At 39.7% G+C, this 26354-nt stretch carries 15 protein-coding genes; 6 read left to right on the plus strand and 9 right to left on the minus strand.

The genetic code is table 11. The features are described 5' to 3' along the window. Window positions 1-12: 12 nt before the first annotated feature. The 3 genes from RMY63_RS03190 to RMY63_RS03200 all read left to right on the plus strand — a co-directional run bounded on the left by RMY63_RS03190 (window position 13) and on the right by RMY63_RS03200 (window position 7440). Complete coding sequence (locus tag RMY63_RS03190; RefSeq protein ID WP_322727307.1) at window positions 13-417, plus strand: VOC family protein; 405 nt, start codon at window positions 13-15, stop codon at window positions 415-417. A 35-nt stretch (window positions 418-452) separates the two neighbouring features. Beyond that, the gene (gene cbiE, locus RMY63_RS03195) at window positions 453-1658 is read left to right on the plus strand and encodes a precorrin-6y C5,15-methyltransferase (decarboxylating) subunit CbiE (protein ID WP_322727308.1); all 1206 of its coding nucleotides are present in this window, start codon (window positions 453-455) and stop codon (window positions 1656-1658) included. 115 nt (window positions 1659-1773) lie between these two features. Next, window positions 1774-7440, plus strand: a complete 5667-nt coding sequence (locus tag RMY63_RS03200) for an AAA family ATPase (RefSeq protein WP_322727309.1) — start codon at window positions 1774-1776, stop codon at window positions 7438-7440. 274 nt (window positions 7441-7714) lie between these two features. Here RMY63_RS03200 and RMY63_RS03205 read toward each other — a convergent pair whose 3' ends face one another. Next, window positions 7715-8719 (minus strand): adenosine kinase, encoded by a 1005-nt coding sequence (locus tag RMY63_RS03205; RefSeq protein ID WP_322727310.1) that lies wholly within the window; start codon window positions 8717-8719, stop codon window positions 7715-7717. Between the two features lie 80 nt (window positions 8720-8799). After that, the gene (locus RMY63_RS03210) at window positions 8800-9009 is read right to left on the minus strand and encodes a DUF6398 domain-containing protein (protein WP_322727428.1); all 210 of its coding nucleotides are present in this window, start codon (window positions 9007-9009) and stop codon (window positions 8800-8802) included. 612 nt (window positions 9010-9621) lie between these two features. Between RMY63_RS03210 and rpaB the strand changes: the two genes are divergently transcribed. Further along, window positions 9622-10371 (plus strand): response regulator transcription factor RpaB, encoded by a 750-nt coding sequence (gene rpaB, locus RMY63_RS03215; protein WP_322727311.1) that lies wholly within the window; start codon window positions 9622-9624, stop codon window positions 10369-10371. Then, complete coding sequence (locus RMY63_RS03220; RefSeq protein ID WP_322727312.1) at window positions 10364-11044, plus strand: SDR family oxidoreductase; 681 nt, start codon at window positions 10364-10366, stop codon at window positions 11042-11044. Before rpaB ends, RMY63_RS03220 begins: the two co-directional genes overlap by 8 nt. A gap of 103 nt (window positions 11045-11147) precedes the next feature. Here RMY63_RS03220 and RMY63_RS03225 read toward each other — a convergent pair whose 3' ends face one another. The 7 genes from RMY63_RS03225 to RMY63_RS03255 form a co-directional block, all read right to left on the minus strand. Next, window positions 11148-11558 (minus strand): hypothetical protein, encoded by a 411-nt coding sequence (locus tag RMY63_RS03225; protein WP_322727313.1) that lies wholly within the window; start codon window positions 11556-11558, stop codon window positions 11148-11150. Between the two features lie 132 nt (window positions 11559-11690). Continuing rightward, window positions 11691-13229, minus strand: a complete 1539-nt coding sequence (locus RMY63_RS03230; protein ID WP_322727314.1) for an NAD(P)/FAD-dependent oxidoreductase — start codon at window positions 13227-13229, stop codon at window positions 11691-11693. A gap of 16 nt (window positions 13230-13245) precedes the next feature. Continuing rightward, the gene (locus tag RMY63_RS03235) at window positions 13246-14895 is read right to left on the minus strand and encodes a tryptophan halogenase family protein (RefSeq protein WP_322727315.1); all 1650 of its coding nucleotides are present in this window, start codon (window positions 14893-14895) and stop codon (window positions 13246-13248) included. A 298-nt stretch (window positions 14896-15193) separates the two neighbouring features. After that, window positions 15194-16030, minus strand: a complete 837-nt coding sequence (locus RMY63_RS03240) for a hypothetical protein (RefSeq protein ID WP_322727316.1) — start codon at window positions 16028-16030, stop codon at window positions 15194-15196. A 743-nt stretch (window positions 16031-16773) separates the two neighbouring features. Continuing rightward, entirely contained in the window at window positions 16774-17181 is a 408-nt protein-coding gene (locus tag RMY63_RS03245; protein ID WP_322727317.1) for a hypothetical protein, read from the minus strand. Next, the gene (locus RMY63_RS03250) at window positions 17178-17717 is read right to left on the minus strand and encodes a hypothetical protein (protein ID WP_322727318.1); all 540 of its coding nucleotides are present in this window, start codon (window positions 17715-17717) and stop codon (window positions 17178-17180) included. Before RMY63_RS03250 ends, RMY63_RS03245 begins: the two co-directional genes overlap by 4 nt. A 79-nt stretch (window positions 17718-17796) precedes the next feature. Continuing rightward, window positions 17797-23466, minus strand: a complete 5670-nt coding sequence (locus tag RMY63_RS03255) for an alpha-2-macroglobulin (RefSeq protein WP_322727319.1) — start codon at window positions 23464-23466, stop codon at window positions 17797-17799. Between the two features lie 500 nt (window positions 23467-23966). Here RMY63_RS03255 and pbpC point away from each other — a divergent pair, with 500 nt between their 5' ends. After that, on the plus strand, window positions 23967-26285 hold the full coding sequence (gene pbpC / locus RMY63_RS03260; protein WP_322727320.1) for a penicillin-binding protein 1C: 2319 nt from the start codon (window positions 23967-23969) through the stop codon (window positions 26283-26285). Window positions 26286-26354: the final 69 nt, after the last annotated feature.

Below are 26354 nucleotides of genomic sequence, written 5' to 3' on the forward strand. Positions count from 1 at the left end.
AACCCAACAGATATGAAGCTTCAGCTAACACACCTGAGACTGCTTGTCTCCAACTACAAAGATTCTTTTCTGTTCTACCGGGATCTGCTGAAATTTGATGTCGATTGGGGCGATGAAGATAGCGGATATGCTGAGTTTAATGCCGGATATCTCAAGCTGGGTTTGTTCAAAAAAGAATTAATGGCTGAAGTCGTCCCAAGAATTGAACAGCCTTCGTATGTTGCCAATCGAGATAAAATTGTGTTGATTTTCGCAGTCGATAACGTGGATGAAGTCTACGAGCAAGTAAAGGCTCAGAATGCGGTCGTTGTGACTCCACCACAAGATCGCCCAAGCTGGGGAATCCGCACAGCTCATTTGCGCGATCCTGATGGCAATCTGATCGAAATCTACAACAATCTAGGAATTATCAGTTGAAAGTTCCTGCCAACAACGTTATAAAGTAATTAATCATGAAATGGCTTTCTATTGTTGGCATTGGGGAAGATGGATTACAGGGGTTAAGCGCGATCGCTCTTTCTTTACTCGAGCGAGCCAAAGTAATTGTCGGAGGCGATCGCCATTTAGCAATGCTTCCTACAGATGACCAACGTGAAAAACTAGTCTGGACATCTCCCATTAGTGCTTCAGTAGAAGAAATCATCCAGCGTCGGGGTCAGTCAATCTGCGTACTTGCAAGCGGCGATCCGATGTGTTACGGCATTGGTGTCACCTTGATCCGGCGAATTCCCGTCTCTGAAATGACAATTATCCCCGCACCTTCAGCTTTCAGCCTCGCCTGTGCCAGGGTGGGATGGTCTTTAACTGAGGTAGAAACCTTGAGTTTGAATGGTCGTCCATCCTCCCTAATCCAGTCTTATATTTATCCGGGAGCGCGGCTGTTGATTTTGAGTGAGGGTAAAGACACACCAGCGCTCGTTGCTCAAATTTTGACAAATCGCGGCTATAGTGGCAGTAAAATCACTGTATTGGAGCGTATGGGCGGTGCTAATGAAAGAATTGTGGAAGCTACGGCTGCATCTTGGGGTGAAACCGAAGTTGCAGTGTTGAATGCGATCGCAGTTGATTGTATTGCTGATACTGGGGTTATCCCATTACCAAGATTACCAGGATTACCAGATAAAGCCTACCACCACGATGGCCAATTAACGAAGCGTGAAGTTAGGGCAATCACCCTTGCAGCTTTAGCACCCACACCAGGAGAATTATTGTGGGATGTGGGCGCGGGTTGTGGCTCAATTTCAATTGAATGGATGCGGAGTCATGCGCGCTGTCGAGCGATCGCGATCGAACAAAACTCTTCTAGACTACTGTACATTGCTGACAACGCCGCTACTCTTGGTACTCCAAATCTGCAAATCATTGAAGGTAAAGCCCCCCATACCCTGAAAAATTTGCCAGCACCAGATGCCATTTTTATTGGTGGTGGGGTGACAGCAATGGGACTTTTTGATATTTGCTGGGAAGCATTGCGATCGGGTGGACGTTTAGTGGCCAATGTTGTCACCGTAGAGGGTGAGCAAATTTTATTTCAATGGTATGAACGAGTCGGTGGCAATTTAACTCGTATTGCCATTCAGCGGGCGGAACCTATTGGTAAATTTTTAGGTTGGCGAGCAATGGCGGCTGTGACGCAATGGGTAGTAGTGAAGTCTTAAAAATTGAGTGGTTAATGTATGGGTGCGATCGCTTTTGTAATTTTGCTCACTGATAGTGGTAACTCTGTTCTGGGTATACTAAACCAGAGAAAGAAAATTATCATAACTAGATGCAATGTTAATAGAATCAAACGAACTATTTATAATACTTGGCTATCGCATTACTCAGCAATTATATTCAGGTAAAAAAACTTTAGTTTATCGGGCTATAAGAGAAAAAGATCAGCAACCAGTTATTTTAAAATTGATGCGTAATGAAGATCCTAGTTTTGCTGAAATTAATCAGTTTCATAATCAATACACTATTACCAAAAATCTGGAGATTCCAGGTATAGTAAAAACAATCGGCCTAGAAAAATACAACAATAGATATATTATAGTAATGGAAGATATTGGGGGTATTACCCTGAATATCTGGCAGCAAGAAGAGCAGAAAAAAGGAAAAAATTCTGTTTCATTGAGTGAGTTTTTTGATATTGCCATTGAAATTAGTGCAACTTTGGAACGGCTACATCACCATCGGATCATTCACAAAGATATTAAACCTGCTAATATTTTGATTCATCCGATAACAGGTAAAACCAAAATCATCGATTTTAGTATTGCCACTCTATTACCAAAAGAAATTCAATTTCTCACAAATCCCAACGTTTTAGAAGGAACTCTAGCTTATATTTCCCCTGAACAAACAGGACGCATGAATCGAGGTATAGACTACCGTACCGACTTTTATTCTTTGGGTATCACCTTCTTTGAACTCTTGACAGGGCAGTTACCTTTTAGTACCACTGAACCGATGGAGTTAGTCTACTCTCACATTGCCAAAGAACCGCCAAAAGCCAGCTATATTAACTCCAATATTCCCACAATTTTATCTGATATTATCAGCAAGCTGATGGCAAAAAATGCCGAAGACCGATATCAGAGTGCTCATGGACTCAGGTATGACTTTGAGAAATGTCAAAACCAATGGCAAGAGAAACAAAATATTACAGTCTTTGAGTTAGGAAGTCGGGATATTTCAAATCATTTTGCCATTCCTGAAAAACTTTATGGTCGTCAAAGAGAGATTGAAATTCTACTTGCTACTTTTGACCGGGTGACAAAGGGAAACACAGAAATGATTTTAGTCTCTGGTTACTCAGGGATTGGTAAAACTGCTGTGGTGAACGAAGTCCACAAACCCATTGCTAAACAGCGTAGTTACTTTATCAAAGGAAAATTTGACCAATTCCAACGTGATATCCCGTTGTCAGGATTGGTACAAGCTTTGCGAGATTTAATTGGGCAAATACTCTCCGAAACAGATGCCCAAATTCAACAGTGGAAAACCAAAATCTTATCGGCATTGAGTACGCAATCTCAGGTAATCATTAATGTAATTCCTGAACTTGAAATAATTATTGGTAAACAACCTCCATCTGCTGAACTTACTGGTAGCGCTGCTCAAAATCGCTTCAATTTATTGTTCCAGAGATTTATCCAAGTGTTCTCTACTAAAGATCATCCTCTGGTTATTTTTCTAGATGATTTGCAATGGGCAGACACAGCTTCCTTGAAGTTTATTCAATTATTAATGGATGGGACTTCTTCTCGCTTTGCTAAGGATGCAGAGAATATATCTGGAAATAAAGGTAGTTTACTACTCATTAGTGCCTATAGGGATAATGAAGTTTCAAATCTACATCCGCTACATTTAACACTACAAGAAATTACTAAGACAGGAGGAGTAATTAATACAATTAAACTTTTACCTTTAAGTCAGATTGATTTAAATTATTTAATTGCTGATACGCTGCGTTGTCCAGAAGCCATTGCTGTGCCTCTGACTCAAATGGTGTTTTTCAAAACTCAAGGCAACCCCTTCTTTGCATCTCAATTTCTCAAGTTATTATATGATGATGGATTAATTGAATTAAATTTTGATGCTGGTCATTGGAAGTACGATATTACCAAAATTCAAACTTTATCTCTTACAGATGATGTAGTAAAGTTTATGGGCATCCAAATAGAAAAGTTGCCCCAAAATGTACAAAATGTATTAAAAATATCTGCTTGTATTGGTAATGAGTTCGACTTAAAAACATTGTCACTCGTGAATGAAAAATCTGTAATAGATACTGCATCTGACTTATGGCAAGCATTACTTGAAGGATTGATTATTCCTCAGAAAGATGGTTATAATTTTGCACCAGAAAATGATAGACAACTATTAAGCCTTTCAACTAGAGAATCAGAAAATTCATCAACGACTAATTCCCAACTCCCCAGATATAAATTCGTACATGACAGAGTTCAGCAAGCAGCTTATTCTCTAATTCCCAAAGACCAAATCAAGCAAATGCACTTAAAAATTGGGCTGCTTCTCTTGAAGAATACCCCAGTCGCCGAACGGGAAGAAAATATTTTTGAGCTTGTCAATCATTTCAATATTGCAGCTGAATTTATCACCCATCAAGCTAAACGTAATGAGTTAGCTGAAATGAGTCTAATTGCTGGACGTAAAGCTTTAATATCAACAGCTTATTCTTCGGCACTTAAGTATTTAACTACTGGAATTGAGCTATTAGCAGATGATAGTTGGGATACTAAATATAATATCACCTTAGCTTTGTATAATACGGCAGCAGAAGCGGCATATCTCAATGGTGATTTTGAATATACAGAAAAATGTGTCCAGGTTGTGTTATTAAAAGCGAAAACTCCACTAGATCGAGTCAAAGCTTATGAAGTTGAAATCCAGTCTTATGGTGCACAAGGAAAAGAACTGGAAGCTGTCCATATTGCAAAAACCTTTTTGAAAACTTTAGGAGTAGAGTTTCCGACAAATCCCAGCCAAGCAGATATTCAGTTAGCAATAGAGACAACATCTGCAAAATTGGCTAATAGATCCATTCAAGACTTAATTGAACTGCCGGAAATTACAGAAGCGCAACCACTGATAATCATGCGTATTCTATCTAGTACAATTGGTCTTGCTTATACAGTTGCACCGGAATTATTACTATTTATTATTCTGAAACAGATCAATTTATCAATCAAATTTGGTAATTCTCCTTTGTCTGCTTTTGCGTATGTGATGTATGGAGTAATGTTGTGCGGAGTAATAGGAGACATTGATTCTGGATATAAGTTTGGAAAACTAGCTGATAGTTTGTTGCCTAATTTCCAAACAAGAGAAGTAACTGGCAAGGTTATGGAAACATTTAATCATCTTGTCAGACATTGGAAAGAGCATCTGAAGGAAACATTGAAACCTTTACTTGAGGCTTATACTACTAATCTTGAAGTAGGAGATATGGAATTTGCAACTTATGCTCTTTATGGTTACTCTCAACATGCATACTTTACAGGACAAGAACTAATAAAACTTGAACAAGATATAGAAATATATAGCAAGACTATTAAGCAAATAAAGCAAGAAAGAGTATTTTATTGGAATGAAATATTTCGGCAGACAATATTGAATCTTCTAGGAGATGTTCAAAATCCGCAGAGTTTAATCGGTGAAGTCTATGATGAAGATAAAATGTTACCACTTCATCTGAAAGCTAAAGATGGAGTAGCACTTTTTTTCCTATATTTCTGCAAACTTCACATATCTTATCTGCTGGCTAATTACTCTCAAGCTCTTAAAAATACAGTCATAGCAGAAAAGTACCTATATGCTGGTGTCGGTATGTTCGTGACTGCTCAATTTTATTTCTATGATTCATTGACACATCTAGCAGTATATTCTGATTTCGATGAATTTAAACAAAAAGAAGTCCTTCAGAGAGTGACAGAAAATCAGAAAAAAATGCAAAACTGGGCAGATCAGGCTCCCATGAATCACTTGCATAAATTTTATTTAGTAGAGGCGGAACGACATCGAGTTCTTGGTCAATATCTGGAAGCGATAGATAATTATGAATATGCTATTTCCCTTAGCAAAGAAAATGAGTACATTAACGAAGAAGCTCTTGCTTGTGAATTAGCTGCTAAATTTTATCTTGAATGGGGTAAACAAAGAATCGCCCAACTATATCTCACTGATGCCTATTATTGCTATATTCGCTGGGGAGCATTAGCCAAAGTTTATGACTTGCAAAAACGCTATCCTCAATTACTTCTCCCCATAATTCAGCAAGAAGAACCTAGCTATTCTTACAGTGAAAAGAATCTACCTGAACTGAGCCTACACCTATCTACACTTAGCAATAAATCTACTCTGGTGACGAATGAAACTGTCATTGGCTCTAACACTAGTATTTCCGATATGTTAGATTTGGGAACTGTGATTAAAGCTTCTCAAGCAGTGTCTGGAGAGATTGAATTGGAGGCACTCCTTTCTACTTTAATGGAAGTTGTGATGGAGAATGCCGGAGCTTCTAAATGTGTGCTGATATTGAGTGAAGCTAATAACTTAGACTTAACTGTTGCTGCAATTAGTTCTGGTTCTACTTTTAGAGATACTCACACAGAATTTTTATCTATTCCTTTCGAGTCCAGCGATCTTGTTCCGATCTCTTTGATTAATTATGTCAAACGAACCCAAGAAATATTAGTAATTGATGACATTAAAGCTAAAGCTGCTTTTGCGATAGATAGTTATATTAACCGTGAGGAACCAAAAAGCATATTATGTATTCCGATGCTTAATCAAGGTAAATTGCTGGGGCTGATTTATCTAGAAAATAATTTAACTACAGGAGCATTTACACGCGATCGCCTAGAAGTTCTCAAACTCTTAACTATCCAAGCTGGAATTTCTTTAGAAAATGCCATTCTCTACAATAATTTGGCAGAAGCGAATCAGCAATTGGAAGAATACAGTCATATACTAGAGGAAAGGGTGGTAGTAAGAACAGCAGAACTTAACGAAAAAAATCAGCATCTGCAAGAAGCTCTAGAAGAATTACAAAGTACCCAAAGTCAATTAATCCAAAGTGAAAAAATGTCTTCTTTAGGGCAAATGGTGGCGGGAATTGCCCATGAAATTAATAACCCCATCAATTTTATTCATGGTAATATTAATCATGCAAGTGATTATGTTCAACAACTGCTAGATTTGATTAATCTCTATCAGCAACAATATCCCCATCCCTCAGCAATAGTAGAGCAAAAAATTGAGGAAATGGATGTCCAATTCTTGACAGAAGACCTCCCAAGGGTTCTCGATTCTATGAAGGTGGGAAGTTCCCGTATCCGAAATATTATTCTGAGCTTACGTAATTTCTCTCGTCTAGATGAATCAGAAATGAAGCCTGTAAATATTCATGAAGGCATCGACAGTACCTTAATGATTTTGCAGCACCGACTCAAGGAAAAAAGCATAGACGCATTCGCGCAGCGTCTCGTAGAGAAGCGGCTTGTCGATAGACATCGCCCAGAAATTGAGGTTTTTAAAGAATACGCACAACTGCCAAATGTTATTTGCTATGCCGGTCAACTCAACCAAGTATTTATGAATATTTTAAGTAATGCGATCGATGCTTTAGACGACTACAACTATGGAGAAGATTCTCCCAGAAGAAATCCTCAGATTCGGATTCGTACTGAACTAGGAGAAGTAAACACGTTGAAGATTCGGATTGCTGATAACGGTTATGGCATGACCGCACAGGTGCAGCAGAAAATATTTGATCCATTTTTTACCACTAAAGCAGTAGGAAGTGGTACGGGGTTGGGGTTGTCAATTAGCTATCAAGTGGTAGTGGACAAACACAAGGGTCAGTTAAGCTGCAAATCAACTCCGGGAGAGGGAACTGAGTTTGTGATTGAGATTCCAATGCAACAGTGAGACAAGCTACCGTTACTGAAAAATTTGGCGTTGGATAATGGCGGTATAAATCATATCATGTCCGTCGAATTGACCATAATAAAAACACCCCACCCCCAACCCCTCCCGCTTGCGGGGAGGGGAGACAAAGCGTAGCGTTGGCGGGGTGGGGTTCCCAGAGAATTAAGGGTAATTTAGCGGACATGATATCATTGCAAAACTGAAACATCTTAAATAGAAGTCAAAAGTCAAAAGAATTGTATTTTCGGCTTTTGCGCCATTTTGAATGGTCTGCTTATTTACGCCGTGCTGTACTAGTAACTAATGCCTTTAATTCCTCAGTTTTTAATCTTGGGCCATAGGATGTAACAATCTTAGAAGCTGCGTCCGATGCTAATTTTCCGGCTTCTTCATAGCTCATACCTTGGGTAATTCCATAGAGGAAAGCTCCTGCATACATATCTCCTGCTCCCACTGTATCTACAGCTTTTACTTGAGGTGCAGTGATTTCGATTAATTTCTGACCATCAAATACTACTGAACCCTTAGCACCGCGAGTAATGGCAAATTTCTTACTCAGGGTTTTTAGTTTGTCTACAGCTACTTGAAAATCTTGTGTATCTGCTAGTTCTAATGCTTCACTTTCATTAGCAAAAATCAAGTCAAAACCAGATCCAATGATGTCTAACAAACCATCTTTAAAAAATTTCACCATGTTGTAATCAGATAAAGACATAGTGGTTTTTACTCCTGCTTTTTCAGCTATTTCTCTAGCCTTTATAGCTGCTTCTTTTCCTGTGGGAGAAGTCACTAAATATCCTTCGATATATAAATATTCTGAATCAGCGATCGCTGATGATACTAATTCTTGTGTAGAAAATTCTCCCGTAATTCCCAAAAATGTATTCATGGTGCGATCTGCATCGGGAGTTACTAACACCAAACATTTACCTGTAATTCCTGATTGGCGGTCGCCATTTTTTAAGTTGGTATCTACCTGAGAGTTGAGTAAATCCTCGATGTAAAAGTCTCCAAATTCGTCATTAGCCACTTTACAAGAATAAAAAGCTTTTCCTCCTAGTTGACTAATTGCCACTATTGTGTTTGCTGCTGAACCTCCACAACTCTTACGACAATGAAGATTTTTGAGATTTTCCAAAATATGATTTTGATTATCTTCATCTAGGAGTGTCATTACACCTTTATCAATCTTTAACTGTTGTAGTAACTCTGGAGATACTTCGTATTCTATATCTACTAAGGCATTACCTACACCATAAACATCATATTTCTTGCCCATTGTTTATCTCCGAGAATAATTTCTGTTTGACTTGAACAGAATTGATAATAACAGATAGGCAGCAGATAAGAGTTGCTTGGTCATAATTTCGTAGATCCGCATTTTTTCATGGTCTTTGGGGGAGTCTGGGAGGAGTCGTAGAGAAAGTTAACCATACCGAGGGCGTGGACGATACCACAAGCCCATGACTTGGCTTGCCCAGTTGCTAGGGGCGAGGGACGCTTGCGGCACGAGCAGCCGCCAACTGGCGCGACATCTCTGCATATTCGGCGTTGAGATGTTGAGAGCAGAGGGTATTGGTGAGGCGGGTGATTTCCTCAAATTTCCCTTGCATCTGTCGTGAGCGTCTGAATAAGTGGGTTTAAGAAAAGAGCTAAATCTTCTCTTTCAGAGACGCTCTTGCTAGCTTGCTTAAGAGCAGGGGTACGATTTAGCGGTCAACTTTCGTAGTGGCGGGTCTGAATTCCCCACTAATTGATTCTGATTTCTGTTAGCGGTAGCGGGGCGTTTAGCCCATTCTGACTTCTGGATTCTTCTTCAAGGTGTTTCCTTGATCGGAGTTGATAATGGTGGGAACACACTGCAAGATAATGGTCTTTACTTTTCGTTGCGCTATCAGCCGTTTTGAAACCCTTTTGCAACTAGGTTACAAACAAAGCGATCGCTATAATTGCCGAAAAGCTTAATTTATCGAACCGCCTTTCCTTCCCTACGGGACGCACTCGCGTTCGCGCAGCGTCTAGTAGAGAAGAATTCGTAGAGTGTGCGTAAGTCCTAAAATAGTATCAATGCCTTCGTTATAACCATTGAAGGCGTTACATAAATGCGGGATGAATCAGGCAAACACGGGTACTTGTCTATACTTCAAATAATAAAGTAACAATCGGGGAGGATTGAGAAACTTGTCAAGACATAAAGGAAAAATCCTGGTAGTAGACGATGAAGCCAGCATCCGCCGGATTTTGCAGACACGTCTTGAGATGATTGGCTACGATGTAGTAAAAGCAAAGGATGGCGAAGAAGCTTTGTTAGCTTTTCGTCAAGAAGCTCCAGACTTAATAGTTTTGGATGTGATGATGCCAAAACTGGATGGTTATGGTGTCTGTCAAGAAATACGGAAACAATCGGATGTACCAATTATCATGCTTACAGCTTTGGCAGATGTCGCAGAGCGAATCACTGGACTGAATATAGGCGCTGATGACTATATGACGAAACCTTTCTCACCCAAAGAACTAGAAGCCCGAATTGCCTGTATACTTAGGCGACTTTTCCAAAAAACCAGTGTCAATGTCATTGATAATTCTAGCCTAATCGATCTGGGCAATCTCAAAATCGATACAAGTAAGCGGCAAGTCTATAAAAATGAGCAACGCATTCGCCTGACAGGTGTGGAATTTAGCTTGCTAGAGTTATTGGTCAGTCATTCTGGAAAAGTTTTTTCTCGATTAGAAATTTTGCAGCAACTATGGGGCTTTGTACCAGAGATTCATGCAGATACCCGTGTAGTGGATGTGCATATCTCCCGATTGCGGACAAAAATAGAATCTGACCCAAACTTGCCAGAGTTGATCGTCACAGCAAGAGGTAGTGGTTATTTTTTCCCACGAATTATTTCTAAGAGAGCAGGAATAGCAGAAAAATATGACTAAGCTCATCTTAATTACAGGTATAAGCAAAGGTCTAGGTTACGCGATGACCGAGGGTTTTATTCAAGAGGGACATACTGTTATTGGTTGCGCTCGTTCATCAGATGCTATCGATAAAATACGCCAGAAGTTTAGTGCGCCCAACGATTTCACAGCTGTAAATGTGGCAAATGAACAGCTTGTAAAAAAATGGGCAGAACATGTACTTCAAAAATATGAACCGCCAGATATAGTGATTAATAATGCGGCAATTACTAATTACCCAGCACCTTTGTGGGAAATACCATCCGAAGAATTTTCCGACCTAATAGATATCAATATCAAAGGAGTAGTGAATATAATTCGCTATTTCGTACCAGCAATGGTAAAAAACAAACGGGGTATTATTGTTAACTTTAGTTCTGGCTGGGGACGTTCTACTTCAGCCCAAGTTGCACCATACTGTGCTTCCAAGTGGGCAATAGAAGGATTAACTCGTTCTTTGGCACAAGAATTGCCGACTGGTATGGCAGCCATACCTCTCAATCCAGGGATTATTCATACAGATATGCTCTCTATTAGCTTTGGAGAAGAAGCTGCTAATTATACACCCGTGTCCGATTGGGTATTGAAAGCTGTGCCATTTATTCTCAAGTTAAAACCAAAAGATAACGGGATTCCTTTGACTGTACATTAGACATAGGAGTGAAAATTAATTCTGCGTTGCCCGAAATCCTTGGTAGGCACAATTCATGAATTGTGCCTACGTCATTTCACCAGATGTCTATTAACCTTGAATCTCAATTGCGATCGTTGCAATTAGGTGCCGACAGTTGAATCATCTCAGAAAAACGTGAATACTTAACCGCATCGGTAGGGGGATAATCCGCCGACACTGCAAGTAACCCAATTTTTATATCCTCGAAATAAATTACACCTCCAATACGTCCTTCAACTTGGAAAGCTCCATGAAATAAATGATACGGAGCTATATAGATCAGCAAAAAGTCAGTAATCTTTATTGCCCTGCCAAACATCTGCTGACAAGTTTTATGGAGGACAGCATCTAGGTATTCATTATAGGCAGGCTCACCCAGGTCGGTGAATTCTGAATGATCCGCAAAATGATCCATATAAAATAACCAGATATGGGACAAGTCTGCAACGTCCGTCAGTTTTTGCTTAAGTTCCTGCAATCGGTCGATTTTCATGGTGTGGATATTGAGGAGATGGGGCGAGCAGACAGCACTGTTAAAAATCTACCATAGCGATCGCTCCAACACCTCATTTAGGATTGCTATATCTGCATCTGTTGTAATGCTTCTGATGCGTGACGCGATGGGCTACGCCCCGCCAGAGGCGATCGCAAAATCATTGAGAGATGGATATTGTTTTTGTTTTGCTTGTAATTCCTCGCCCAGATGCTTGTAGGCAGATGGATCTATTGGCATCAGAAACTCTCCAACCAAGTTCCCTGGTTGACGACGGCTACTCAGACCCATATCCTGAAGCAATTCATCAATGTAATGGAATGTAAAAGGAGTTACACATGCTCCACTGACGAAAGCATAGGGTCTATCTTTCTTTCTCCATTCCAACTCTGCTGTGACATCATCTAGCATCTGTTGCGGGGATGGTAAAGCTAAATTCCCTTTGACATATTCTGATAACCACCTAGCACCAATTTCTGCTGATAACTGAGCACAGAAAGTATAGTTATAACCAACAAAACCCATCTCTGGAACATGAGGGTGAATCAGATGGCGGTAAAGATGGATAGTGCCTTCTTGATCAAATACGTGTCTGTGGTATTTCTCTTCTAAAAAAGGGATATCCTGAAGAAAACCTGTGCCAAAGACAACAACATCTGCCTGTATTTTCTCGCCGTTATCCAATTCAACGCCACTAGCAAAAAACTTGTTGATCTTAGTCTTGATAGGACGAATTTTACCTGCGCGTACATATTCAAAAAAGCCTTTAGGCACCAAGCTGATACTACAACCAATCAATTTGTTCATCGGTTGTTTGGGCACCATTCCACAAGCATCAAGGGGAAACTGTAAGCGCAAGATAGTCTCATTTAGCCGCCAGAATGTCCACACCAGTGGCTTGCCAAAACTATGCAGCCACTTTTCCCATCCTCGAAGTTTATGATAGGGCATCCAAGTTTCTGCAAACCGAGTCAGGAAAATATACTTGATGTTCAACAGACCGAGAAAGAAGTTGGGAACTTTCCACAGCGCTTGACGGAACACAAGGGTACATTCCTTGGCCTTGCTAGCTGCGAGATTCGCTAAATCGGTGGCTGACTTGCCAAAACCGACAACAACCACTCGCTTGCCCTCAATTACAGAGCCGTCGTTAAAGTCGTTAGTATGTATTACCTGCCCTCCGGCGGCAATGAACTCTTCCATCCCCAGCAAGTTAGGAATATTGGGAATATCATAAGTGCCATTGCAGACAATCACAAAGTCGAACTCGTAATTTTGTTTTCCGATCTCCTTACCATCTTCTTGAAAGCTAACACTAACTATCCATCCAGGAATATTTCCTGATTTGCGCTCCACTTTAGTTACTTTTGCACCGAACTGAATTTTTTCTGTGACACCAAAGTGTTGGGCATAGGATTCAAGGTAAGCGCATATTTGCTCTCCTGAAGGCCATTCTGGATAAGAGGTAGGCATAGGAAAGTCTGAGAAAGCATAGGTATCTCTGGGATTTTGAATCGACAGTCCTGGGTAAGTTCTCGATCTTTCCCACACACCACCAAGTCCCTGCCGTTTCTCGAACAATGTTACTTCGTAACCTTCCTGAAGAAACGTCTTTGCACAGACTAATCCGCTGACTCCAGCCCCAATCACGCATACTTGTTTCACCGTCATCTTGGATTCTCCTAAATTATGAAATTAGTGCCGGAATCTGATATGAGCGATCGCTAACTACACTCAGATACTCCGACTGTTCTTGTGACTTGATTACATGAGTCAAGTATTCATACTGAGACGGTAAAGTTGAAGTTAGGTAATTGGCTCTTTCTCTAATTTCCAAAAATGCAGCCTCGGCGTTGTGATTTCCGATATGTTCTAAAATCGGAAGACTACTTTCAGGCATGTAATTTAGCCCCAGCAACATTACCGAATAAGAGTAAGACTCGAAGCCGTGGTATTTCGGGTTGATAGTCTTATTGCTTGGCAGTCTATTTTTCCATAACCTTAATTTTTCCTGTAGTTCTGCTGGAACTTTGATATTGTTCTTAGTTGCTTTCCAGAACTCTGTGTCGGTGCGATCGCTAGCATAGTAATGAAGTGTCAAAAATTCTCGCACACCATCTATGCAGTCAGCGATAACTTTGTTATAGCTATGAATTAGCTCTTGATTGAAAGATTTGTTGGGAAAGTGGTTAACTAACTCTTCAATTCCATGTTGAATAAAGAAGATGCCAGTAGATTCTAGTGGTTCCACAAATCCACTGGAAAGGCCAATTGCTACACAGTTTTTCACCCATGAGTTTCTGTTACGTCCAATCCGCATCTTGATATGAGAGGCTTGACGATGATCAGCAGCGACTCCCAAATGCTGGCGAAATTCCTGTTCTGCGTCCTCAGCAGAAATGAATGCACTCGAATAAACATACCCAGTACCGTTTCTGCCATACAAAGGTATATTCCAGACCCAACCAGACGAAAGTGCAGTTGAGGTAGTGTAAGGGTTGATGCCATCCTTTTTGATATCAGTTGGTATCTGCATGGCGATCGCGCGATCGCACAACAGTGAATCTGAATAAGAAATGAATGGCTCACCAAGGGCTTTGTTGATCAAAAGACCACGGAAACCAGTACAGTCAATGAAAAGGTCGCCACTGAGAATGCTATGCTCTTTGGTTGTGAGACTATCTATACTCCCATCCTCAGTTAACTTAATATCCACTACATCATCAACAATTTGCTTCACTCCCCTTTCCATTGCATAATCTTTCATGAATCTTGCGAGTAGATTCGCATCAAAATGATAGGCATAAGGGTACTGAATCTTTAACTTATCCAGAATATTTTTCTTGACGATATGCTGTTGAGAAAATTCATTTTGAACTTTGTTGTCAAAGACTTTACCATCTAAATATTTTGGCGACAGTTTATGATCGCACAGCCAGGGAATTAGAAAGCAAGCATAATCAAATACTTCTTGATCTTTCTTCATTTTTAGCCACCATTCAGAGATATCAAAGCCGTCGATTACCTCATATCTCTGAAAAGGATGGTAGAAGTGTTGCCCCTTCGCATTCCAGTTGACAAACTTAATTGCCATCTTATATGTGGCATTACACTTTGGCATCCATTCATATTCTTGTAACCCAAGAAAATCAAAGAATACTTTGATGGTACTAAAAGTCGCTTCTCCAACTCCAATTTTGGTTATATTAGATGATTCCACCAGAGTAATATTAATATTTTTATCTAGTGCTTTACTCAAATAAGCTGCCGTCATCCAACCGGCTGAACCACCACCAACAATTACGATATTTTGTACATCCTGTAGATTCTGTGACATAGTTAAAGTTCCTCTTTTTGTCTCAAATTAAGTATGCAAGTCAAACGATTTTGGATTTTAGATTTACGATAGCGAAGCGTTAGCGAGTCCGCGTACTCTGTAAGAGTTGCAAGCTAGCAAGAGCGTCTCGTAGAGAGCGTATGCGTGGATTAACCCCGCCCACAAGGGTCGGGGCTTGGGGATTTTAGATTAACGATTTTAGATTTGTTCCGCCCACAAGGGGCGGGGCTTGAATTGAAAAACCCCAATCCAAAATCCAAAATCGGCACGGTCAATTTAAAAAAGCTTGTTTGATAATTTATGCAGCTTTCAATTCTTGCTCGATTTTATGGGTTTCAGCATAGACCAAAAGTTCATTTGTAAATTGTGTAAAAACTGTAAATAAGTTCTCAACTAATTCACAAGCTTCTTGCCGAGCTTCTTCTGATAGTTGAATATCTTGTAAAAATTGCTCTATTCCAGATGTACCCGTGATGTGACCAGTTTCAACATTTAGATGAAAATCTGCAAAATATCGGCATGGTTTTTGGGTAATTTCTTTAATTTCTTTGCCAATCTCTGCCGCTGTTGAAAACATTATATTACCCGTTGCTTCGAGAACTTCAATAATTATGATTTTCTGAATAGGAGTAGCGTTTGAAGTATATCGATATAAGTGATAGTTTAGCCAGCGAGCATTCTTCGTTTCTTCATCCCAAAGAAATTTCAATGCATCACTAAATTTTAATGATTTGTCAAGTTCTAAGTTTTTTAAATCTTCCAAAAACCACAACCAATGATGGTCATCTTCATAAGTATGCTTGTTAATTAATGCCTGAATTGGATCGGTGGTTGGTTCTACTCGCAAAAAATACTTATTAACTTCGCCAAAATTCATAATAAAATGAGCAGCACATGGTGCCCAAGCTAACCTTTGTCTGGGATTTATACTTTTGTTTTGCATAAAATTAAACAAGGGTAGTTGAGCATATTCTTGTTTTTTTTGTTCAATCAATGCTAGTATTGGTTGCATTTTTAATTTTACTGATTTGAAATGTTTAATATGAAAGCAAAAGTAACTTTTCTGCTTTGTTTTAGCAAGGATAATCTGCCCCAGTTTTGGTGATTTAACAACCAAAACTTCGTTGATAGTCATGAGTGAGATCAAAATCCACTATTGGAATAACAAATAATATCTAATTTTTTATATTGCAAGTTTAGTTAAGGGTTGGTAGATAATTAGTCTTTTAAGAGGCGATAAATTGCGTCTATACATCAGGGTTTTAGGCTTATCTGAACTGTATTTTTTATATCGTACTGAGACTAGCGCTAAATTGTAACCAGCTAATTTACTGTTATTTGTTTTTACTTTAACTTCAATATCTCTATGTAATAAACGCAGATTTTACTTAAGTATGCTGGTTCAGAAATGGTCTTATATAAGTGTTTCTTTTGCCCAGAAAAACCAAATCGGTTAGTTAAGCGTTAAGGTTTGAAAGCAGACTCGTGTATACTTAGATAAAATTTTTACATTTATTAAGTAAAAAATAGTATCAATAATTACTTTCCCTTCTTTAGTATCAATGTAGACTCGGCAGTGCACCCAAATTTTTTTGGTGTATATTGCAAATGTACTTGTGCGTCACGACTTATCCTCAACCACCAATGTAGACTCAGCAGTACGCCCAAATTCTTCTGGTGCATATTGCAGGTGAACTTGGGCACCAGGCCAAGATAATGTGCCAGGAGTAACAGAACGGACTAAGCTATGATAATCTTTGTGACTAAATATTTATCTCTTGCAAGAATTCGCAAGAAAAAAGCGATCGCCTTCTCTTCTCTCAGTAGCGGTAGTGCGTAGGCGTAGCCCGTCGTAGACATCGCTCTTGTTAGAAAAGCTCATATAGTGTTTGACTGTTGATCTACCGTCAGATTCCTCAACTTTTCTTCATCAAAAGTAAGCCCGTGACGTTCTAAATATGGGCGCAAATTTATTTTAATGAATAAATCTTTCAGTTCTTGAGTAATTTCTTGGGGTGGATTTCCTGATAATGCGATCGCAATTAAACGTTCTGCTGCTTGAAATTCACCACAATCTATTGCCAGAGTTGCAGCACTGCGATGTAATACTGAACGAGTCGGTTCGGCATCAAGTTGATTAGCAATCAGTCCAGCTGCTTGAGATTCTTTCTCAAAGGCTTGTTGAGATAGCTGATTAGCTTGCTCTAAGTTACCTCTGAGTTTAGCAGTGAAAGCTGCTTGGGCCAAATCCATCGCTTGTTTATGCAACTCTTGAATCTGACTCATTTTTCCACAATAAAAGATAAGGGTTTGCTGAATTCAACAACAATAATGTAAGCGGGAAATATGCCATCTGAAGGATTAGTTTGGTCAATTTTTTGTTTGACTCTGGCCCTAACTCTCCTATCATCTGCTTTACGTATTCCTGAAACTTCCAACCGTACTTTATTTTGAAATGGAAGCTCACTTGTTGTATCTTCGCTACCTAACCAGTAGTCAAATCCTGTGCCTTTGCGCGATCGCTCAATTACAGTCAACTCAGTCAATTCTCTGATGAGCATAAAGGCAATACCATAGGCTGCTTGTTCTGTAATGAACTCTTCATCATTCCAGCAACGAAGCATTTGCTGTGTAACAGGTTGCCAATACAGCCTGAAGGTGGTGTTAAAGTCGCCATTGACTGTAAGTTCTACACCCTGTAAATAACATTGTTCCTCCAAACACACCGCACAAGCTTCTGCTAAAGCTGCTCCAAAAGATGGAGTTATAGCGGGTAGTCCTTCTCCTAATTTAGTTAATATTAACTCTTGGGGTTTATCCAAGCTAAACAGACTGAATCTTACCGTGGTTTGTTTGATTGTACTTTAATTGCAGTTGCAGAAATGCAATAAAGTACAATTATTATTTCCCATCTTCCAATATTAATGTAGACTCAGCAGTACGCCCAAATTCTTCTGGTGCATATTGCAAGTGAACTTCAGCACCAGGCCAAGAAAATGTACCAGGAGTAACAGAACGGACTAAGTAATGCAGGCTATAAACTCCTGGTTCTAGGTGGTCGGCATAGGCGATAATGCGATCGCGGTATACATTCTTAAACCCAAGTTCCCAGCTATCGGCTTTTGCTTGTAATGCAGCTGTAGCAGTTTGGAAACTCGCATCCACCGCCTCAAAACCTGATGGTAACGGATCTTTTATCACCAGATGATCTACACGATGATCGGCGATGATTTCTAAACCAATATCAAACACCTGTCCAGAGGCTAAAGTCAAGGGTTTATCGAAAGCATAAAGACCTGTTTTTTGCAAAATTTTCTCTTTATTTACTTGACTAATTTCTCGTGTTATGCGTAGTCCGTTAAACCTGCCTGATTGATTACCTTGCAAGCGATAATTATAAGCAACTAGATAGTGCAAAGTGCCATTACCTGATTTTTGCAGCGTTAAATCATTACGCCCACGAGGTAATTTCTTCATCGGTACATTTAGCTGTAAGCTAGGATTTTGGTAGCCATTAAACCGATTTTCTCCTAACTTATTACCAGCTAATTCCACTGTGGCAACAAAATTAGGCGGTGTGGGTTGCAGTTGACTATAATCTACCAAAGCTGTTAAAGCTTGGGCATTATTATAGTTGGTTTGCCATGTACCATCACGTCGCAGTGCCAGAAGACTTTGGAATAACTTATCTATAACTTCGGGTTTACTTTGTTTGGCAATAAATAAACGTAAAGCTTGCGCTTGCGTCGTGGTAGATGAACTCATCCATCCCCAACTGCTGGGTAAACTTACAACTGCTGTGCGGCCACTTTCATAAATATTCTGTTGCAGCTTATTCACTAATTGTTGAGATTCATCTTGCCATTCTGGGAATTGAGATAAGTATCGCGCTAGTTTAATTTGAGTTGCTATATCAAAGTTATTGCGTTGTTCATAAATATCTGCAAGGAAAGTATTGCGTTTATCTCCCAATTCTGCTAAAGAGATTAAAGCATTAAGTTGCAGTTGCCTTTTACAGAGTAGTTGTTTACAAAAGTCGTATTCTCCGGGGTTTGCTAGAACTTTTTGTAAATAAGTTTTGAGACGAGATACCATTGCAGAATCGACTAAACTAGGAAATACCTGACTAGCTTTAGCCAAAGATTCAGCCGTATATGAAGAAACCCAAGGGTCGGATTTTTCTTGTCCGGGGAAAGCAGCAAAACCACCATCGGCTATTTGGAGTTTTTGTAATTTTTCAATTGCTTGATTAGCTTGTTGGCTAGGATTAAATTCTGCAAAGTTCTGACTATATTTTTGGGCAAGAGTTTGCAGATTTACCGCAATTATTAATTGACTTGCAGCAGGTTCTGTGAATGGCAAATCATCATCTTCTAAAACTTGTTTTGCTGGTGCTTTAATTTCTGGAATCAAAGTACTCGCCAACTGAATATCTAAACCTCCCGCATCAGGGAAGGTATTTTTATCAACATTCAAGGGAATCTTCACCTGTTTATCAGTGACACCAGATTCAACGACTTGTTCTGTAATTTCAATTGGCTTAATTTCCAAAGGTACTTCAAAAGCATCTGCGGCTGTACCATTTAGCTGAGTGGTAAAGCGAACTTTACCAACTCCGACGCTATCCGCCAGCATGGGAAAGCGATAAGCATGAGTTGCGGATTCAGCTTTGGTTTGCAAAGCAGTAGCTGTGGGGTTTTTGTCAGCAAACTTCACCGTACCGCTAAGTTCGCCATTAATTGAGAGATTTCCTGTATTTCCAGTGTTGTTAGTTACAGATAAACCAGCGAGGATGCGATCGCCTGGACGGGCAAATTGTGGCAAAATGGCATTAGTTAGTAGTGGCTTGGTGCTGATAAACGTCGCATCCCCATTCCCGAAACGCAGATTTCCATCGGTAGCGACAGCCATCACCCGCCATGTAGTTAAATCATCCGGGAGTTTAAAGCTTATTTGTGCATTCCCATTTGCATCGGTAAGGACAGAACCGTTGTAGTAAGCTAAGGCTTTAAAATCAGTGCGAGTGCGAGTATTTGCAGCAGCACTTGAGAAACCACCGCCATAACCCCAACCTTTGGGTTTAGCTACATCTTGTGCTTGTAATATGACATCTGGGCGATTATCGCTAAAGCGAGTAGATATTGGCTGTTCTGCATAAACTGTATCTACCAAATCTGGCGGACGATAACCAGAAAGTTGTAACACCGCCTCGTTTACCACCATAACTGTAAATTGTCCTTTGGTGGGATTGCCTTGATTATCCTTCAGTTCCAGTTGTACTGTTTCCTCTGCACCAGGTTCTAATGATGCTTGCACTGGCTTAACTTGCAGTTTTAAATACTTATCTTCTAAATTAACTTTAAAAGGTGTAAAACCAATCTTCACCAAGTTATCTAAACTTCCCACTTCCACTTGGTTGATGGGTTTACCTTGTCTGACTAAGACAGCTTCAATGGCTGCATTTGGTAGCATTTCTGGCGTAACTTGAAACTGAATTTGTGGTGCGCCTCCCTGAACTTTAATAATCTGCTGATAAAGGGGTTTGTCTTTAATCACAGCAAAGTACAATTCTGCATCTGGATAGGGGGATTGAATTAGTGCGGTAGCAGTTTCACCAGGTTTAAACTCTTTTTTATCTAATTTAACTTCTAAGACATCTTCTTCTCTAGAACCCCAAAATACTGGATTTTCTCCAGTTGCCCAAATTTGTAAATCTGTGGCACTTAACTCACCTTTGGCATCGCTAAAATTAACTCTAATTCGATATGAAGCAGATTCCGGTGCTGTTAAATTTACCGATTGCGGATTACTCGCAGATGTAATTTCTGCTTGTCCTACTGTTTTATATTCAACTTGATTTTTTGGTGTTCGGCTACCTTCCACTAACTGCGTGACGCTGCTGTATTTAATCTGTTGTAATTCTAGACGCACCCGTTGACCTGTGATTGGTTTTCCTGTCGGGTCAGTAACAATCACTTCAATAGGAAAAGGTTTACCAGCATCAGCGATGAAATTACTTTTTAAGCCGATAAGGCGATTACTCGGTAAAGCTGTAAATGTTTTGGAATTCGCTACCGACAGATTAGAAACATCTGCAACTTGCACATCTACTTGGTAAGTCATCGGATATGGTAAATCATGAGCCACATTAACAGTTTGACTACTTTTACCATTAGTATCTAGTTGGGCATTAGTTTGCAATACATCACTAGATATAGTAGGCGTTTCCTCTGGCCATAACCATTGCCTACCAAAAGTAAATCCTTCCCAACCTTTAGGAACAAAATCAGCTTGCTGGCGAGTGATAAAATATTTCGCTTCTCCACCTTCCACAGGCGCACCAAACAAATAATTGCTTGTAGCATTAATATTAACTTTCTCGTCAATGTATGCAAATTCTTTATCTAAGTTAAGTTCGACTTTAAAATTAGGTGGCTTAAACTCAGCTACTCGAAATTCTCCAGAAATTTCTTGCCCATTTTTACCTTTCGCCTGGATTGTATAGTAGCCTAAGCGCTGAGTAGTTTTAATTGGTAGTTCCAGAGAAAAACTACCAAATTCATTTGTAGTTTGCGTACCTAAGCTGGTTTTTTGCCCATCGGGATTTATCAAAGTTAATTGGTAAGCAGCATTTTTATCTTGCTGAATTACACCATTTTGTAAATAGTCTGCAAAACCAGTCAACCAAGCCTTTTCGCCAGGTTGATATAACTGTCTATCCGAGAAAATTACCCCGCGTGATTCTGGCTTACTATCTTGCCAACCTGCATCGATACCATATCCATAAACACCGCTATATTCTTCAGTTCTAGCGAATGCCCAATCTTGATTTTCACGGGCAATTACTAATAACTGTGGTGATTTACTAGAGCTTTTATTGCCAGAATAACATTGCTGTAATCCTTCACGAACAATTCTAAAAATTCCATTTTCATCTGTTTTACCTATTGCACAAGGTAAAGGTTCTGGACGAGATTTTGCTTGTAATTTTGATTGATAAATTTCAACAGCAGCCGCTTTAACTGGCGAACCATCTGTAAGATGATTGATGCGAATTAACCCTGACTCAGGAAACCACTGAGTAAATACGCCCAAATTTGTCAATTCAACTAAGCCATAAGTTGTAGGTTCGCGCCACAGTTCCTTACCATTCTCTTGATATTTATTAGTCCGAGCTTGGACTCCATAAGCTAACATTCCCGTAGCAGCACTTATTTTTTCCCGCAGAGGAACAGCAATATCAACTGATTGATTTTTTTTACCCGATACCTTAAAGCTTTGCCATTCAGAAGGTTGTGGTAATAAATCACTACTATTATTAAAATATACTAAATCTGTAGGTTTAACTACTCGATAAGCTGCTTTATATTTAGATTCTGGCAGATTTCCCGTACTAATATTTAGCTGTAAATCTTTACTTGTAGGAAAAATATTCAAATCTGATGGTACCCAGATATCTCCAGCTAAATCTCCAGTATCATATTTAAGTGTGACGGGTTTACCCAAAGTTTGCCCAAACTTATCTTTGAGATTTCCGCCGATAGTAATTGTATAAGTCTTGGCAGGTTCTAGCGCATAAGGGTTGATACCAACAATTTTATCTTCATCATTTATTTGGATAATTCTCGAAATTTCTTTTGGTGCTGGATTAATGGAAATATTTTCTTTAGCTGAATCTGGCAATAAAACATTATTAAATTCTAGCTGCGGACTACCTTTAATAAATCTTCCAAAAGTTCTGCCTGCATCTGGTTGTCCGTAAAAGTTAATTTTATGAAATGCCAAAGGCGAATAAGTTGCTAACTTCGTTGCAAATTCTTTCTCTGTAGGCAGATTGCCATAAGCAGGACGTATTCCTGGAGAAAATACCAGGCGATAACTGGTTGCTTTTTCCAGATTTTGCTGTGGGATGAGGTTATAAATCCAATTGCGTGCTGAAGGGTCAAATTTTTCTAAAGGGTCTTCTTCATTTTTTAATGGTTTTTCTTCTTTGTTTAATTCAATTTTAAATCCTGTACCTTTGTTTTTGCCTTCAGGAATTAACTGTAAATGTTCTTGTACAGAAGCTGAATCCAATTCGGCATTGGAAGTAAACTGTAACTTTTGTTGTAAATCAATTGGTTCGATATCAGCCTTCTCGATGGGATTGACACCGGGTAAATTAGTTAAGTTTATGGATTCGGTGTTGAAAGTCCAAGGTAAATCTTTGTCTAGGCGATGATTTTTTAAGTCGGCTAATCCTGCTTTTAGTGTGACTTGAAATCTTGTCGCTATTGGTAATGCTTTCTCAGCTTGAAATCCTACCATCCGTGGTGTTAAAAAGCGAAATTGACCGGGTAGAGGCGGCCAAAGGGCAAATTTTTGTAATAATTTTTGCTGTTCTGGACTATCAAGACTTTCAACTGGGATTAAAGCTTCTTTAAAGCGGATGCGGATTTGATTGAGAGGTTTTGCATCTCCAATGGGACTAATTTGCTCAATCCAGTCTGGTAATTTCGGTGGCGTAAGTGGGGAAACTGCTGGAAGTTGTTCTTTACTTGAGTTGATACCAAAAAAATTACACCCTGCCATCCCTAATATAAATGTAAAAAGAAGAAGAAACTGTATTGTTCTCTTCCGGCGTGAAGAATGTCCAAATTTTTTTAACGAACTGCTAAGAGTGCCAAGAACGCGATAGGTAATCTTATGGTGGAAACGCAGTAAAACTCTGATAATCATCTTTCTAGTAATTCAAAATAAAAAATTTACAAATTATAGAAAATAAAAATTTGCATTACCTGATAGAGTGGGCAATGCCAAGGCTAATAAAGGACGCAATATGATTAGTTATTTGTACCCAAAGTGTGCATGTAACGTATGTTTATTTACTTACATAGATAACTAATCTAGTGTTATTGTTCCAAAAATGACTACAATTCTTAACTATAAAGAAGTATTTAAATTTCGCAAACATTAATTTACATCTGCTAAGTTAGTAAAAATTAATTATTAAGGATTTGAAATATTTACTGATGTAGATATAATCGCTGCGTCAAGATTAAGGTACGTTTTCTTGGACAGGGAATTCCCTGATGAAACTAATTTTACGATCGCTACTCAAACTTAAGCATACTACTAAAGTTATCCTGGCTGTGCTGCTAATCTGTATTGTGGTACGCCTACTACCTTATTTTGCGCCCATTCGTGCCGCAGATATTGCCCAAAATCAACTGGCAATGCAATTTAGCGATCGCAATGGTTTACCATTAGGAACACTACTCACCCGTGACCAAGAGCATACATCAGTAGTACCCCTAAATCAGGTTTCGCCCCAGTTTACCCATGCTATTTTAGCCGCTGAAGATGGCAGCTTTTACCATCACGGGGCGTTGGATATAAAAGCTGTTATCCGCGCCAGCAAAGAAGCCATCCACGCCAAAAGAATTGTTTCCGGTGCTTCCACAATTACCATGCAGTTAGCACGGATGTTAGATCCAGTGCCGCGCAGTTTCTCTGGTAAACTGAGTGAAATTTGGCTATCTTGGCGGTTAGCAGCAGGGATGAACAAAGATGAAATTCTCTCTGCATATATCAATCGGCTGCCAATGGGCGGGAATATATATGGTGTGGAAGCCGCCGCCCGGACTTATTTTTCCATTCCAGCTAGTGAGTTGAATCTTGCTCAAGCTAGCTTGTTGGCTGCTATTCCCAATAATCCCACATATTTTAATCCTTACGAACATTGGGAACGGCTGAAGCAGCGACAAAAATACGTCCTTAATCGGATGGTACAGGAAAAGTATATTAGTGAAGCGATCGCAACCCGAACACACACCGAAAAGGTTGTGTTTCAGTCTCGCCAAGGGGGAATTATCGCTGCACCACACTTTTTATTTTGGTTAGCCAATCAGTTTGATAAGCCGCAAACAGAACAAAATTCCCCTATCCGCACGACTATAAATCGCCCTTTGCAGCAGTTTGTCGAAGCACAGGTACAGCAGGTAATTTCTTCCCTAGCCGCTAACAATGTCCATGATGCAGCTGCGTTGGTGATTGATAACCACACTGGTGAAGTTTTAGCTTATGTCGGTTCACCTGATTACTTTAATGAAGCCAAACTGGGACGCAATGATGGAGTGCAAGCACTACGTCAACCAGGTTCTACCCTCAAGCCTTTTGTCTATGAACTAGCTTTAGAAAAAGGTTTAATTCGTCCAAATACCATTTTGGCAGATGTACCCGCCCATTATGCAATTCCCGGCGCGAAACTTTACAGCCCCACAGATTATACCGAAAGGTTTCTTGGCCCTGTGCGGGTGCGAATCGCTTTAGCAAATTCTTTAAATGTACCCGCAGTGCGCGTATTAGAAAAAGTCGGTGTGGAAACTTTCTTAGAACGACTGCATCAACTGGAATTTGAACACCTCAATCAAACTCCAGAACATTATGGTTTGGGTTTGACTCTAGGTAGTGGCGAAGTCAGTCTCTGGGAATTAGCCCGTGCATACTTAACCATAGCACGACAAGGAGATGCTACCCCTTTAGTAAGCACATTTTCCAATTCCCCAATCCCAAATCCAAGTTGCGCTGAAAGCGCACCAAAGGTGCGATGTAAAATCCAAAATCCGACAATTTGGCAATTAATCACCAACATACTCAGTGACAGTCATGCTCGTGCAACAGCATTTGGTGTAGACTCGGTGTTAAATTTACCTTTTCCTGTTGCTGTTAAAACTGGCACTTCTTCCAATTTTCGGGATACTTGGACTGTTGGCTTCACTACAGATTACACCGTCGCTACTTGGGTAGGCAATTTCAATGGCGAACCAATGCGACAAGTCTCAGGTGTGACGGGCGCAGCACCCTTATGGAATCGAATTATGTTACATCTGCATGAACATCAAGAACCAGCAGCTTTTCCATCTCCAGAAGGTTTAGTGCAATTACCTGTTTGTGCAATTTCTGGATTACGACCTACACCAGATTGTACCTCAGTGGTACAGGAATATTTCTATCCTGAAGATAAAAGTAATTACGAACGTGAGAATCAATTCAATTTGCCACCAGAGTATGATGAATGGTTGGCAAAACAACAGCAGTCAAATTTTACTTCTACCAATTTGAGAATTGTATCTCCGCATCACGGCGATTTATTTTTACTTTATCCTGGTGAAGAAGCAAAACAAAAACTAGAATTTAAGCTAGCGGGAAATAAATCTGCACCAGTGGAGTGGTGGTTAAATGGCCAAAAGTTAGATACAAACTCAGCTAATTCTTTATTTTGGAATTTACGTCCTGGTAAGTGGACTTTGTCAGCGAGAAGCGGGGAAATGAGCGACAAGGTAAGTTTTCAGGTGGAGTTAGCTAATATTAAACCTACGCGTCGAGGATTTTCTATTAGTAATAATTGAAATAGCAATGATCGCTCTCTGTCAATGGGTAATATCATGTCCGCTTGATTACTTATTAAACCCGAAGAA

Source organism: Nostoc sp. ChiQUE01b, from assembly GCF_034531255.1.
GTDB lineage: Bacteria > Cyanobacteriota > Cyanobacteriia > Cyanobacteriales > Nostocaceae > Nostoc.

Excerpts from the sequence above, each read along its gene's own strand:
- RMY63_RS03190 (WP_322727307.1), top strand. The coding sequence starts at position 13 with ATGAAGCTTCAGCTAACACACCTGAGACTGCTTGTCTCCAACTACAAA.
- cbiE (WP_322727308.1), top strand. The coding sequence starts at position 453 with ATGAAATGGCTTTCTATTGTTGGCATTGGGGAAGATGGATTACAGGGG.
- RMY63_RS03200 (WP_322727309.1), top strand. The coding sequence starts at position 1,774 with ATGTTAATAGAATCAAACGAACTATTTATAATACTTGGCTATCGCATT.
- RMY63_RS03205 (WP_322727310.1), bottom strand. The coding sequence starts at position 8,719 with ATGGGCAAGAAATATGATGTTTATGGTGTAGGTAATGCCTTAGTAGAT.
- RMY63_RS03220 (WP_322727312.1), top strand. The coding sequence starts at position 10,364 with ATGACTAAGCTCATCTTAATTACAGGTATAAGCAAAGGTCTAGGTTAC.
- RMY63_RS03225 (WP_322727313.1), bottom strand. The coding sequence starts at position 11,558 with ATGAAAATCGACCGATTGCAGGAACTTAAGCAAAAACTGACGGACGTT.
- RMY63_RS03230 (WP_322727314.1), bottom strand. The coding sequence starts at position 13,229 with ATGACGGTGAAACAAGTATGCGTGATTGGGGCTGGAGTCAGCGGATTA.
- RMY63_RS03235 (WP_322727315.1), bottom strand. The coding sequence starts at position 14,895 with ATGTCACAGAATCTACAGGATGTACAAAATATCGTAATTGTTGGTGGT.
- RMY63_RS03240 (WP_322727316.1), bottom strand. The coding sequence starts at position 16,030 with ATGACTATCAACGAAGTTTTGGTTGTTAAATCACCAAAACTGGGGCAG.
- RMY63_RS03245 (WP_322727317.1), bottom strand. The coding sequence starts at position 17,181 with ATGAGTCAGATTCAAGAGTTGCATAAACAAGCGATGGATTTGGCCCAA.
- RMY63_RS03255 (WP_322727319.1), bottom strand. The coding sequence starts at position 23,466 with ATGGCAGGGTGTAATTTTTTTGGTATCAACTCAAGTAAAGAACAACTT.
- pbpC (WP_322727320.1), top strand. The coding sequence starts at position 23,967 with ATGAAACTAATTTTACGATCGCTACTCAAACTTAAGCATACTACTAAA.